Genomic DNA, 13,367 nt, shown 5'->3' with positions numbered 1-13,367 from the left:
GTGGCGATCTACTCATGAAAATCCATCTATCCGAATTGAAGGATATCGACGACATCATGGCTCTCGGTGCGAGGATGCATCAGGAATCAAGGTTCAGGATATATCCTGCACATGTGGACAAATCGCGTGCTTCCATCGAGAAGCTGATCAACAACCCTCTTGTTGGATGTGTTCTTCTGGCGCGTAACCATGCCGGCATTGCCGTGGGCATGCTGGCCGGCTACGTCGTTGATTACTTCTTCAGCGATGCCCTGGTTGCCCAGGATAGCTACTTCTTCGTCGCGCCCGAGTACCGTGGCAGTTCTGCCGCGCTCAAGCTCCTGATCGCTTTCCGGCGCTGGGCGGAGAATCGCAACGCCGCCGAACTGTGCATCAACATGAGCGTAGATGTCGATCAGGAGCGCTTCAACCGATTCATGACCATCTGGGCTTCAGAAACTGCGGTTCCAACTTCACGACGCCGTTGACGGTCCGTCAAAAGGCTTGAACACCAATGCTCCCGGTGCGGAGCGAAGAGAGAAACAATGACGATGGACAAAGACCGGCCACCAGGCCAGGCCGCTGCATTGGAAGACGCAACATACCATGCTGCCGATAGTGCCAATCTGGACCTGCTGCGCTTGTATGCGCAACTTAACGGACTCAGCCTGGACGCCAGACAGTTGGCGCAGTATTTTTCTGAGCCTGACAAGCCAATCGGGCTGGCGGAGATGGTTGCCGCCCTCCACGCTCTGGAATTTGATGCCTCCGTGGAGAAGGGACGAACAGGGCAATTGGGGGCGAGTCTTTTGCCATTGATCGCAGAAGGACGTGACGGGCGTTTTCTGCTGCTGGGCCGCATCGAGGCCGGCGAGGTCGTCGCGCAAGTGGCCGGCGAGGATCAGCCACGCCAGATGACATTGACAGAGTTCGAGGCAGCCTGGACCTGCCGCTGGATCAAGGCAATGCGCCGTGCCAGCATTCAGGAGCAGAATCGCACTGAGCTTCACAGGTTTGGCATCGGATGGTTCTGGCAAGCCTTGCGCAAGTATCGTGGCCTGATGGGAGAGGTTTTGCTGGCATCTTTTTTCGTACAGGTCTTCGCCCTGATCACCCCCTTGTTTTTCCAGGTAGTGATCGACAAGGTGTTGACGCATCGCTCGCTCTCCACGCTCGATGTCATGGTAGTGGCGATGGTGGGCGTCGCCATTTTCGAGGTGCTGCTCACAGGGATGCGGCACTATCTCTTTTCCCATACCACCAATCGCGTGGACGTGGAACTAGGCGCCAAGCTGTTCCGACATCTGATGCATTTGCCACTGGCCTTCTTCGAGTCGCGCCGTAGCGGCGATACAGTGGCGCGTATGCGTGAACTGGAAAATGCCCGCCATTTCCTGACGGGGCAGGCGCTCACCAGTTGGCTGGATCTGATCTTTGCGCTGGTATTTCTGGTGGTGATGTTTTATTACAGCCCTACGCTGACCTTCATCGTATTGGCCACCTTGCCGATCTTCTTTGGGGCTTCCTGGCTGATCACGCCCTTGCTGCGCAAAAAACTGGAAGACAAGTTCGCCTTGGGCGCAGAAAACCAGACCTTCCTGGTGGAGACCATCACCGCTATGGAAACCCTAAAAGCGCAGGCGGTCGAGCCTCAGTGGCAGCGTGAATGGGAGCGCCGCCTGGGTGATTACGTCAATGCCGCATTCCATGGAGGGCATCTTGCCAGCGCCACCAACCAGTTCATTTCGCTGACCAGCAAGTTGCTGACGGTGATTCTGTTGTGGGCCGGGGCGCGACTGGTGATCGAGGGCGAGCTGACGGTGGGTGGTCTGATTGCCTTCAACATGCTCTCCGGCCGGGTCAATGCCCCTATTCTGAAACTGGCCTCCTTCTGGCAGGATTTTACCCAGATGAAAGTTTCGATCAGGCGCCTGGCCGATATTATGGATGCGCCCGCAGAACCCGCTTTTCAGCTCACTCGCGCGATGCCTTCCGCCATCCGTGGTGATATCAGCCTGCGCGAAGTGACCTTTCGTTACCGGCCGGATGGAGCGAATGTGCTGGAGAACGTGTCGGTCGACGTGGCTGCCGGGCAGATCGTCGGCCTGGTGGGCATATCCGGCGCAGGCAAGACCACGCTGGTCCGGTTGCTGCAGCGACTATATACCCCTCAGCGCGGGCGCATCCTGGTCGATGGCATTGACCTGAACCTGGTGGATGCCGGCTGGCTGCGCCGACAGATTGGTGTAGTAGGGCAGGACACTATCCTGTTCAACCGTTCGGTGCGCGAAAATATCGCTCTTGCCAATAGCGGGCTGAGCATGGAAGAGATCATGCATGCGGCCAGGTTGGCAGGTGCCCATGAATTTATTCTGGAACTACCGGAAGGCTACGATACCGTGATCGGCGAACGCGGGAGCAAGCTTTCGGGAGGGCAGCGGGCACGTATCTCCATCGCCCGCGCCCTGGTTGCCAATCCACGGCTGCTGCTGCTGGATGAAGCTACGGCGGCATTGGATTACGAGTCCGAGCGCATCATCCACGACAATATGGCCGACATCTGCCGAGGGCGCACCGTCTTCATCGTGGCGCATCGCTTGTCGACCTTGCGTCTTGCGCATCGCATTCTCGTACTTGAGCGAGGCAAGATCATCGAGAGCGGCCACCATCAAGAGCTGGTGTCAAGAAAAGGGCGCTATCACGCGCTCTACCAGGCACATCAGGTGCTGGAGGGAGGCCCGTCGATCGTCAACCAGGATCGCACGGAGGCGGCCCATGTCTGAAGCACAGCGTAGCCACCGTGTATCTACCCCTGTTACGGAGATGCATCCGTTCTCGACCGCTGCCATCAACCTGCAGGCGCGTCCGCCGCAGTTCGTGGCGCGCATGATCAGTCTCACGATTTGCCTCATCGCCTTGCTGGTCATCCTCTACGCGGTCCTGGCGCATATCGATATCGTGGTCTCCGCACAAGGCAGAGTCATCCCCTCCGGCAGGAGCAAGGTGATCCAGCCGCTGGAGAGCGGAGTGGTCAAGGAAATCCTTGTGAGGGACGGTCAGAAGGTCCGTGCTGGCGCCGTTTTGCTGATATTGGATCAAACCGCCAGCAATGCTGACCGGCAACGCCTGCAACATGAACTATGGGAAACCGAGACCGACGTGGCAAGGCTGGAGGCCTTGTCCCGAGGAAGCGCTCGTTTAGTACACGCTGAGGGGGTACCCAGGGAAATCGTAGAGAGCCAGCAGGCGATCCTGAGCAGCCGGCTAAGCGAGCAGAACTCAAGGATGGCCTATGCGGAGGCTGAAGTAGCACGTCGACAGGCTGACTATGACGCGATCTTGTCCAGCGTTGAGCAATTGCGTAATAGTCTGCCATTGGTGGAGAAGAAGCATCGGATGCGCGAAGAATTGGCGCAGACAGGACATATCGCAGAAACAGGCCTGATTGAGACCAAGCTTGAACTGATCAATATGCGCAAGGAATTGAGCGTTCAGCAGAATCGTCTGAAAGAATCCGAGGCAACTCGCCGTGCCGCCGTTCAGCAGAAAGCTCAGGCCGTCGCTGAATTCCAGGCAAGGATCTCTTCAGACCGGGTGGAAGCGATAAAGAAACGTAACGCGATCCATCAGGAACTGGTCAAGGCCATGCAGCGCAGTGATCTCCAAGTGTTGAAAGCTCCTCTGGATGGGGTCGTTCAACAACTTGCGGTGACCACGGTCGGCGGCGTGGTCACTCCGGCGCAGGCGCTGATGAGCATTGTTCCCGAGAATGCTGCGCTGGAGGTCGAGGCGCAAGTCAACAATCGGGACATCGGGCATATCCGCGTCGGCCAGCGTGTCATCGCCAAGGTGGAGACCTTCGACTTCACACGCTACGGCTTTATCGAGGGGCAGGTTCAATGGGTGGGAACCGATGCAGTCATGGATCCGAAGCAAGGGCCCGTTTATCCCGTTCGGATTCAGTTGCGGGACTTCAAGACTCCCAATGCCGTGCATGGAAAGCCGGGCATCATCGTCGCGGGAATGAATGTAACGGCTGATATCAAGACCGATGAACGTCGCATGATGGAATATTTTCTTGCGCCTTTGCTGAGGTATAAAGAGGAGTCGATGCGTGAACGCTAATCAGTCTATTCAGACGCCGGCGCGGCCCATGAGGTCGACCAAGGTGGGCAGGCGCGCAGCTTGGCTGGCGGTGGTGCTGATGGGGTTCTCCTCGTTCGCGGACGCGCAGACCATCAGCGAGGCTTATCGTCAGGCCGTGCAGCATGACCCTGTTCTGGAATCCGCCCATCATGCTATGGAAGCAGCAAAGGAGAAACTTCCGCAGGCACGCGCGGGTCTTTTGCCGAATGTCCAGGCGACTTTCGGGACCAATACGCAGCGTGGTGACGTGTCGTTCAGTGATGCGCCATATCTGTCACGCGATGCACGCACACGCTCATGGTCCTTGCAATTGACTCAGCCATTATTCCGCCTGGCCAATTGGGTGGCGCTGGATCAGGCAGATGCGCAGGTCAGGCATGCCGAAGCTGCTTACGCCCAGGCCCAGCAAGAATTGATCCTGCGCGTAGCTCAGGCCTACTTTGATGTGTTGGTGGCCGAGGAAAGTCTGGAGGTGGCGCAGGTGCAATTGGCTGCGGTAGAACAGCAGCTGGCCCTGGCCAAACGCAATTTCGATGTGGGCACGTCCACCATTTCGGATACCTATGAATCCAAGGCGCGTCTCGATCTTGCAAGGTCGCAGCACATCGGTGCGATGCATGTGCTCTCCGGCAAGCGCGCTGAATACGCACGCATTACCGGAGAGGAGCCCCATGCACTGCTGATGCTTGATGCGGATAATGACTTGCCAAAACCCGATCCTGCCGATCTGTCCGCATGGATCGCTACCGCGCGCGAGAACCATCCGTCCGTGCGTCTTCAGCAAGCTGTTCAGGAGGTGGCGAAAAAGGAAATCGCCCGTGCCAGGGCTGCGCACGCGCCTACTATCGACCTGACTGTCTCTCATGGGGGCAACAAAGCTGCCGGGAGCCTGGTTTCGCCGGCCGATATTGATACGCGATCACGTTCAAATCAGATCGGCATACAAATCAATATTCCGATTTTTTCCGGAGGTGCGACCGAATCCAGGGTCAGGGAGAGCGTCGCCCATTACCACAAGGCCCGTGCAGATGTTGATGCCGCAGGCCGGCAAGCCTTGATGGCAGCGCGGCTGGCCTTCAATGCATTTGATAGCGGCAAGTCACAGATCGCCGCCTTGAAGGCGGCGGTACAGTCGAGTATCAGCGCACTCGAAGCCAGCAAGATCGGCTATCGCACAGGCACACGCATCAACATCGATGTACTCAATGCCCAGCAACAATTGGCCAGTGCACGGCGTGATCTGGTCAAGGCCAGATACGAGACCCTCATGGAGGGCTTGAAGCTGAAGGCGGCGGCGGGCGTCCTCGCCGAACAGGACATTTATCAAATCGACGCCATGATGATCAGAAAGATACCGGGACGTATCCAGATCCCGGGGCGGATATCCGAACATTGAACCAGTCCGGTCACGGGTCGGGATACACGGTGAGGTACTTTTCAACCAGTTTCATGGAGCAAGAATGAGCGACGCAGAACAAGAGGTTTCGGGAGAGCAGCTTGGCAAGCTGGCAGAGATGGCCATGGAGCAGGCCCGACGGGTGGGCCAGAAGATTCCGCTACTTGGGCCGATTACCTGGTTGATGATGCAGCAGAGCGCTACCCGGCATGGCTTGATCAGCGATCTGGAATGGCGTGTCATGCCGCCCCTGTTGCTGGACCAGGCCAAGCTCTACTTCCGCCAGGAACTGCCGCTGGCCTTCGTCAGTTGGGCAAGGCTGAACGAAGAGGCTGCGCAGCGCTATCGTGAGCCGCCGCATCGGTTGGCGCCCGCCGACTGGCATGGCGGAGATCAGGTATGGCTTATCGATCTGTTGGCACCTTATGGTGGAGTTCAAGATGTCTTGGACGATCTGCGCAAGAATATCTTTGCTGGTCAGATCATTCGCCAGTTGGCCCCAATGTCTCCGGGAGCGGCCAAGGTCATCAGATGGGAACCGCTTGAGGCTACTGCAGCCCAATAGTTGCTTGATCATTGTTGAGCTGGGTTGCTGATCGGTGGGACGGTGAAGGCGTCGGGCTCTGCTGCAAGGGCAGGATTTGCAGTCGAGCTTTTATAATGATCTCGCCTCCATACTTTCTGCGAGTCATCATGAACCTCCCCCCCCTAGCCATCCTGCTGGTCTTCCAATGCCTGGGCGAAGGCGCCGCGCAATTGCTGGGCCTGCCCGTTCCCGGACCGGTGATCGGCATGCTCCTGCTGCTGATCGCCTTTCTCTCCTCACCACGTCTGGCGCAGCTGATGGAGCCCACTTCCTGGGGCATCCTGCAGCATCTTTCGCTGCTGTTCGTGCCGGCCGGGGTGGGCGTGATTGCCGCGGCCGGCCAGCTCAAGGGCGATCTGCCGGCCATCGTGGTGGCGCTGGTAGTGAGTACCGTGCTGGCCATCGCCGTCGGCGCACTGGTGACCAACGCGGCCATGAAACGCTTCACCAGCGCGCGCCAGGCGCGCAGCGATGAGGAGTCGCACTGATGCACGGCCTGGCTCGCCTGACCGACGTCTGGGTCTATCTCGCCGCCTCGCCGCTGCTGGGGCTGACCACCACGCTGGTGGCCTATCTGTTTGCGGTGTGGGTCTACCGCCGCCTGGGCTACAACCCGCTGGCCAATCCGGTGTTGATTGCCATTGCCATCGTGGTCAGCATCCTCACCCTCACGCACACACCCTACAAGACCTACTTCGAGGGCGCGCAATTCGTCCACTTCATGCTCGGCCCGGCCACCGTGGCGCTGGCCATGCCGCTGTACAAGCAGTGGCACAATTTCCGGCGCGCAGTGCTGCCGCTACTGCTGGGGCTGGCGGCAGGCTCGGTGACCGCCGTCGTGTCGGCAGTGGGGATCGCCTATGCGATGGGCGCCTCGCGCGATATCGTCATCTCCATGGCACCCAAGTCCGCCACCACACCCATTGCCATGGCCATCTCGGAACGCTTCGGCGGCCTGCCGTCGCTGACCGCCGTGCTGGTGATCTGTACCGGCATCCTCGGGGCGGTGCTGGCGCGCTATGTGCTCAACTTCCTGCGCATCGACAGCCATCCGGTGCGCGGCTTTGCGCTGGGCGTAGCCTCGCATGGCATCGGCACGGCGCGCGCCTTGCAGGTCAGTGCCGAGATGGGAGCCTTCGCCGGTTTGGGGATGGGGCTCAACGGTGTCTTCACTGCGGTGCTGGTGCCGGTGCTGATGCCCTTGTTGCTGCGCTGGATGGGACATTGAAGGCGCCGTAAATCATTTACGCATTTCGCAGATCAAGTGTGAACAGGCCCCGGCTTCGGGCACCATGGCGGCACCTTGAATTGCTCCACCAGGAAATCCCGCATGCGCTGCACCTTCGGCGGCAGGTGGGTGCGTGTCGGATAGAGCGTGTGCACGACCAGTTGCTCTCCTGTGGTCCATCCCTCGAACAGTTCCACCAGCTGGCCCGACTGAATGGCGGCGTTGACGATGAAGTCCGGCTGGATCGCAATCCCCTGGCCGGCGATGGCCATGGCGCGGCAGGTGGCGCCGTTGTTGACGTAGACGGTGGAGCGCACGCGCACCTGGCAGGTGTCGCCATGCTCGTGCTTGAAGTGCCACTCGTCGCCACCGTTGCGGTAGCTGTAGGAGATGAAGGGAAAGTCGCGCAATTCCGCCGGGCTTGCCGGCATGCCATGCCGCTGCAGGAACGTCGGCGAGGCGCAGGCGATCATGCGCACCGGCGCCAGCGGGCGCGCCACCATGCGGCTGTCGCCCAGGGTGCTGATGCGGATGGCCATGTCGAAACCTTCTTCGAGCAGGTCGATGGTGCGGTCCGACAGGACGATGTTGAGCGTGATCAGCGGATGCTGTTCGGTGAACCTGCCCCACAGCGGCGCCAGTTGCTCGACCCCGAAATCCTGCGGGGCGCCGATGCGCAGCCGGCCGCAGGCCTGGTCGGAACTGAGTCCGACTTCGCTCTCCGCATCCTGGATGGATTCCAGCAATTCCTTGCAGCGTCTGAAGTAGACCCGGCCCTCATCGGTCAGCGAGAGCCGCCGTGTGGTGCGGTGGAGCAGGCGGATGCCCAGGAACTGTTCCAGTTCCGACACCTGGCGCGAGACCGCCGGTTTGGATTGGCCCGTGACATCTACCGCCGCCACGAAACTGCCGCTCTCGACCACGGCGACAAAGGTTTCCATCGCTTGCAACTTGTCCATGGCTGCTCTCTGATCCGGAAGAAAAATACCGGTCAGCCTGCCACAGACCAGCGGCGTTGCCCATGCTACGTTTGGATAATGGCGCGCCGGCGCAAATCGTTCATCGTACCGTCGCAGCCCAGGCCACGACGTCGGCGGCCAGCCGCGTCGAGGCGCTGCCAAAGGCACTGACCACTTCCGGTACCTTGCTGCCATCGACCGCTTCCACCACCGCAAAGCGCCGCGCGGCCAGCTGCTGGCGGCTGGACGTATCGATCAGGCGGGCATCGTAGACGATCACCACGCTCGGTACTCCCTTCCGGTATTCGGTCTGGAAGGCCGTCAGCGCCCCATCAAGCTCGACCTCGGCTGCGATATTGGTATTGTCGCCAGACAGGCGCGGGAAGCGCCCGTCCGCCTGGAAGGCATCCAGCAGCCGGTCGCGCAGCAACTGCGGTGCCGGGTCGCTCCAGCGCACGCCGGCATAGGACTTGATCACATCGCCTTCGGGCAGCACCAGGATGCGTTCACTGTCGATGCTGCGATTGGCCGCAGGCGTGGCAATGCGCAGCGAGCGATAGGTCGTGCCGGACTGGGGGGAATTGCCGGAGGCCAGCGGCGGCAGGCGATAGACCGTCAGCGGATCGGCCTTGGGCAGGATGGAACACGCCGTCAGGGCCAGGCTGGCGGCGACCAGCGCGGTGCGCAGGAGCGGGGTCATCATGGTTGGAATTCCTGGAGATTGTCTTGGCCCAGCAGGTAAGCGCCGGGATTGCTTTCCAGCTTGCGGCTGATGGACCGCACCGAAGAGAGCGTGCTGCGCAGTTCGCTGATGGCCGGGCCGATCTCGGCCACGCCCTGGGCGCCGTTGTTGAGCGCAGCCTGGTTCTGCTGGATCAGCTTCTCGATCTGCTGGCTGCTGGCGGCCAGCGAACGCATGGCTTGCTGCAGGTTGCCCATGGCATCGTTGCCGCGCGTGGCCAGCAGCTGGTTGGCCGATTGCATGGCCAGATTGGCCTGGCGCGCGGCGGCGGCCAGTTCCTGCATGGCGGTACCGACGTTGCCGCGCTGGGAGGCCAGGGTGTCGGTCAACTGTTCCAGATGGGCCAGGGTCTGATTGAGGCGGCGGGCGTTTTCCGGAGCGAGGAACAGCTTGGCATTGAGCAGCACTTCGTTGACGTTGGAGAGCAGGTCTTCGCCATTGGAAAGCAGCGACGACAGCGGCGAGGGCGAGGCGATGATGACGGGATCACTGCCATCCTTGGATTCCAGCCGCGGACTCTCGGGCGTGCCATTGGTGAGCTGGATCAGGGCAGTGCCGGTGATGCCGGCCAGCGCGAGCTTGGCGCCGGTGTCTTCCTTGATGGGGGCCTTGCCGGTGACGCGGATGCGCGCACGCACCTTGCGCGGATCGGCCGGGTCCAGGCTCAGGCCCACCACGTCGCCCACCTTGATGCCGCTGTACTGCACCGGGCTGCCGCGCGAGAGGCCGCTGACCGCCTCGTTGAAGATCACCGTGTAGTAGTCGACGTCGCGGTCCTGTCCAACCTTGGTCAGCCACAGGCAGAACACCAGCGCCGCCAGGGCGACGAGGATCGTGAAGAGTCCGATGAGGACGTGATGGGCACGCGTTTCCATTAGGCGTTTCCTTGATGCATTGGGGTAGCCGCTGCGCGTAGCGCGGCCTGGCTGGCGGCCCGTCCGCGCGGGCCCTGGAAGTATTGCTGTATCCACGGATCATCGAAAGCCGCCACCGCATCGATGCGGTCGGCTACCAGTACGCGCCTGGCCGAGAGCACCGCCACGCGGTCGCAGATGGCGTAGAGGGTATCGAGGTCATGCGTGACCAGGAACACGGTCAGGCCCAGCGCATCACGCAGGGTCAGGATGAGGCGGTCGAAGGCGGCCGCGCTGATGGGATCGAGCCCGGCCGTGGGTTCGTCCAGAAACAGGATGTCCGGGTCGAGCGCCAGGGCGCGGGCCAGCGCGGCGCGCTTGATCATGCCGCCCGAGAGCGCGGCCGGATACTTGTCCCCGGCGGCGATGGGCAGGCCGGCCAGGGCCAGCTTCATGGCCGAGATGCCGCGCGCTTCGTCGGCATCGAGGCCACCGTATTCGGTCAGGGGCAGGGCGATGTTTTCCAGTACGGTCAGCGAGGAGAACAGCGCACCCTGCTGGAACAGCACCCCGAAGCGTCGTTCGTATTGCGAGCGGGCCTCGGTGGACAAGGCCGACAGGTCTTGCCCGAACACCTTCACCTGACCCGCTGCCGGGTGCTGCAGGCCGACGATGCTGCGTAACAGGACCGACTTGCCGGTGCCGGAGCCGCCCACCACACCGAGGATTTCACCACGCCGCACCTGCAGGTCCAGCTGGTCGTGCACCACCTGGGTACCGAACTGGTTGCGCAGGCCGCGCACGTCGATGATGGACTCCCCGGCGTCCTTGTCGTGAACAGGGTTCACCATCCCATCTCCATGAAGAACAGCGCCGCCAGGGCATCGAGCAGGATCACCACGAAGATCGACTGCACCACGCTGGAGGTGGTGTGCTGGCCCACCGACTGCGCGCTGCCGCTGACCTTGAAACCTTCGTTGCAGCCGATGATGGCGATCACGAAAGCGAACAGCGGCGCCTTGACCATGCCCAGCACGAAGTGGCGGATGCCGACGTCCTGCTGCAGCAGCGAGAGGAACATGGTCGGACTGATGTCCAGCGACAGCGCACATACCATGGCGCCGCCGAAGAGGCCCGACATCATCGCGATGAAGGTGAGCAGAGGCATGGAAATCAACAACGCGATGATGCGCGGCAGGACCAGCAGGTTCACCGGGTCCATGCCCAGCGCGCGGATGGCGTCGATCTCTTCATTGGCCTTCATCGAGCCGATCTGCGCCGTAAAGGAGCTGGCGGTACGTCCGGCCATCAGGATCGCGGTCAGCAGCACGGCGAATTCACGCAGGAAGGAAAAGGCCACCAGATCCACCGTATAGAGACTGGCACCGAAGTCGGCCAGCACGGTGGCGCCCAGGAAGGCCACCACGGCGCCCACCATGAAGGTCAGCAGGGACACGATGGGCACCGCATCCAGCCCGGTCTGCTCGACCTGCGCCACCACGCCGGTGAAGCGCCAGCGCGAAGGACGCCAGAACGAGGCCGCCAGCGTCTGCAGGCACAGCCCGGCAAAGCCCAGCAGCCCGCGCGAACAGGCGCGCAGGTTGAGGGTGGCGATACCGGCGCGCTCCAGCATGTCGGTGATCCAGGCCTGGGAGGGCGGCGCGGCCTTGGGCATGGCGATGGCCTTGGCTTCGGCCACCGCCGCCAACAGGCCGCGCCAGGCACGCGGAAGGCTGCTGTCTTCACCGGTCTGGCGCAGCGCTGCGGGCACGCCCAGCAGATCGACCAGCAGTTTGGCTCCCACGGTGTCGAAGGCGGTCAGTGCAGAAAACGTCAACACCACATCCTCGCCTGCAGCCGGTCGCTGCTGCGCAATCTGGCGCGACAGCGCGCGGTAGTTGCGCAAGGTCCAGTCGCCTTCCACGTGCAGCACGGGCGGGCTGGACGGTTCCAGGCGGAAGGTGGCGGCGGTAGTCAAATCGGATCAGGCCAGCGCGGGCAGAGTTGGAAGAGGGCAGTTTACCGAATTTGCCCGCCGATGCGCAAAAAGCGTCAGCAGGCCGCGCCAAGTATGGCATGCAGGGAGGGTTCTCGCCAGCCGTTGTGCCAGCCGGCTGCACACTATCCCAAGAGGTAATTGCCGGTGTGCAGCGTGGCTTCTACCATGCGCTCTGCCTGGACCCGGCCAGCGCGATTGCACTCCTTCACCCGGCAGAAAGCACCAGGGACGATTTGACGTTTTCTGCACCATGCCGCTTACGGCGCGCTTCTCATGAAAAAACTCATCCTCACTCTTTCAGTGCTGGGCCTTGCCAATGCCGCCCAGCCCGCCCAGGCGCAGACCTCCACCGTCACCCTCTATGGCGTCATCGACATGAGCATGGTCTACACCAGCAAGGTCGGCGCCGGCAACCACAGCCGCGTGAGCCTGGATTCGGGCGACGCCATGGCTTCGCGCATCGGCTTTCGCGGCAGGGAAGAACTGGGCGGCGGACTGGCCGCCATCTTCCAGCTGGAAACCGGATTCGCTGCCGACGACGGCGCCATGGCCACGCCCGGTACCCTGTTCGACCGCAAGTCGGTGGTCGGCCTGAGTGGCCGTTACGGCACGCTCACCGTGGGCCGCCAGACCGATTATCTGGAAGAGATCGGCTTGCAATACAGCTCCTTCCAGATCTTCGGTGGCGGCGGTGTGCGCGCCGGCCACTTCAACAGCCTGGACCGCCTGACCGGCGCGCGCACCAGCAATTCGGTGCGCTTCGATATGGCCGAGATGGAGGGATTGACCGGCAGCCTTTTCTATGGTTTCGGTGAAGTCGCGGGCCAGACCTCGGCCGGGCAAGCCTTTGGCGTGGGGGCCAACTACCGGCGTGGCAATGCCGGCATCGGTGCCGCCTATTACCAGAGCAGGCTGGCCGCTGATGCGCCGCCGTCGTCGGCTGGTGACGCCGACCTGAAGACCTTCACCCTCGGTGCCAGCTACCAGGCCGGCCCGGCCAAGCTGTTCGCGGCCTGGTCGCAGGTGCGCCGTCCGACCCGGCAGCCGCTGGCCGTCACCGGCCTGGTGGCCATCACCAGTGCTACCCGTGCCAACGTGTTCGACGTGGGCGTGGACTATGCGCTGGACGCCAGACTGCATCTGCTGGCCAGCGTCATCCATGACCGCGCCGACCTGGCACGTGCCAATGGCGGAGCGACCCGTGGACACACCACGCAGCTCAACCTCGGTGTGGATTACTTCTTCAGCAAACGCACCGACGTGTATGCCATGGCCAGCCGGCAGAGCGCCAGTGACGTGCTCAATCCCGGCGTGATCAGCGCCGCCTATTCGTCGGCCCCCGCCGACGACAGCAGCCAGAACGTCTTGCGCATCGGCTTGCGGCACAAGTTCTGAGGCCGGGGCGGGACTATCCACCTATCCAGAAATGGCAAAACAGCCTCCGCGTGACGGGGGCTGTGGCGCTTGTGTGGCACGCG

Annotated in this window: 13 protein-coding genes; 8 read left to right on the top strand and 5 right to left on the bottom strand. The window is 61.9% G+C overall.

Annotated features, from left to right (window positions below):
- Nucleotides 1-14: 14 nt before the first annotated feature.
- The 7 genes from AACH55_RS14935 to AACH55_RS14905 all read left to right on the top strand — a co-directional run bounded on the left by AACH55_RS14935 (nucleotide 15) and on the right by AACH55_RS14905 (nucleotide 7,335).
- Entirely contained in the window at nucleotides 15-467 is a 453-nt protein-coding gene (locus AACH55_RS14935; RefSeq protein WP_338715388.1) for a GNAT family N-acetyltransferase, read from the top strand.
- A gap of 57 nt (nucleotides 468-524) precedes the next feature.
- Nucleotides 525-2,762, top strand: a complete 2,238-nt coding sequence (locus AACH55_RS14930; RefSeq protein WP_338715387.1) for a type I secretion system permease/ATPase — start codon at nucleotides 525-527, stop codon at nucleotides 2,760-2,762.
- On the top strand, nucleotides 2,755-4,104 hold the full coding sequence (locus AACH55_RS14925; protein WP_338715386.1) for an HlyD family type I secretion periplasmic adaptor subunit: 1,350 nt from the start codon (nucleotides 2,755-2,757) through the stop codon (nucleotides 4,102-4,104). The genes AACH55_RS14930 and AACH55_RS14925 overlap by 8 nt, the downstream gene beginning before the upstream one ends.
- 28 nt (nucleotides 4,105-4,132) lie before the next feature.
- Entirely contained in the window at nucleotides 4,133-5,521 is a 1,389-nt protein-coding gene (locus AACH55_RS14920) for a TolC family outer membrane protein (protein WP_338715385.1), read from the top strand.
- Nucleotides 5,522-5,585: 64 nt separating this feature from the next.
- Nucleotides 5,586-6,086 carry a toxin-activating lysine-acyltransferase gene (locus tag AACH55_RS14915; RefSeq protein WP_338715384.1) on the top strand — a complete coding sequence of 167 codons (501 nt, stop codon included), beginning with the start codon at nucleotides 5,586-5,588 and terminating at the stop codon, nucleotides 6,084-6,086.
- A gap of 128 nt (nucleotides 6,087-6,214) precedes the next feature.
- A complete protein-coding gene (locus AACH55_RS14910; protein WP_338715383.1) occupies nucleotides 6,215-6,595 on the top strand; it encodes a CidA/LrgA family protein in 381 nt (126 codons plus the stop codon).
- The gene (locus tag AACH55_RS14905; RefSeq protein ID WP_338715381.1) at nucleotides 6,595-7,335 is read left to right on the top strand and encodes an LrgB family protein; all 741 of its coding nucleotides are present in this window, start codon (nucleotides 6,595-6,597) and stop codon (nucleotides 7,333-7,335) included. The genes AACH55_RS14910 and AACH55_RS14905 overlap by 1 nt, the downstream gene beginning before the upstream one ends.
- A 32-nt stretch (nucleotides 7,336-7,367) precedes the next feature.
- Here AACH55_RS14905 and AACH55_RS14900 read toward each other — a convergent pair whose 3' ends face one another.
- The 5 genes from AACH55_RS14900 to AACH55_RS14880 form a co-directional block, all read right to left on the bottom strand.
- Entirely contained in the window at nucleotides 7,368-8,294 is a 927-nt protein-coding gene (locus AACH55_RS14900) for a LysR family transcriptional regulator (protein ID WP_338715379.1), read from the bottom strand.
- 100 nt (nucleotides 8,295-8,394) lie between these two features.
- Complete coding sequence (locus tag AACH55_RS14895) at nucleotides 8,395-8,997, bottom strand: ABC-type transport auxiliary lipoprotein family protein (protein ID WP_338715378.1); 603 nt, start codon at nucleotides 8,995-8,997, stop codon at nucleotides 8,395-8,397.
- Entirely contained in the window at nucleotides 8,994-9,911 is a 918-nt protein-coding gene (locus AACH55_RS14890; RefSeq protein ID WP_338715377.1) for an MlaD family protein, read from the bottom strand. Before AACH55_RS14890 ends, AACH55_RS14895 begins: the two co-directional genes overlap by 4 nt.
- Nucleotides 9,911-10,741 carry an ATP-binding cassette domain-containing protein gene (locus tag AACH55_RS14885; protein ID WP_338715375.1) on the bottom strand — a complete coding sequence of 277 codons (831 nt, stop codon included), beginning with the start codon at nucleotides 10,739-10,741 and terminating at the stop codon, nucleotides 9,911-9,913. The genes AACH55_RS14890 and AACH55_RS14885 overlap by 1 nt, the downstream gene beginning before the upstream one ends.
- The gene (locus tag AACH55_RS14880) at nucleotides 10,735-11,868 is read right to left on the bottom strand and encodes an ABC transporter permease (RefSeq protein WP_338715373.1); all 1,134 of its coding nucleotides are present in this window, start codon (nucleotides 11,866-11,868) and stop codon (nucleotides 10,735-10,737) included. Before AACH55_RS14880 ends, AACH55_RS14885 begins: the two co-directional genes overlap by 7 nt.
- A 294-nt stretch (nucleotides 11,869-12,162) precedes the next feature.
- Here AACH55_RS14880 and AACH55_RS14875 point away from each other — a divergent pair, with 294 nt between their 5' ends.
- Nucleotides 12,163-13,284 (top strand): porin, encoded by a 1,122-nt coding sequence (locus AACH55_RS14875; RefSeq protein ID WP_338715371.1) that lies wholly within the window; start codon nucleotides 12,163-12,165, stop codon nucleotides 13,282-13,284.
- Nucleotides 13,285-13,367 lie beyond the last annotated feature (83 nt).

The organism is Herbaspirillum sp. DW155, from assembly GCF_037076565.1.
In the GTDB taxonomy this organism is placed as follows: Bacteria; Pseudomonadota; Gammaproteobacteria; order Burkholderiales; family Burkholderiaceae_D; genus Herbaspirillum.
The sequence above is the reverse complement of the archived record's forward strand: the minus strand, read 5'-3'. Positions and strand labels throughout refer to the sequence as shown.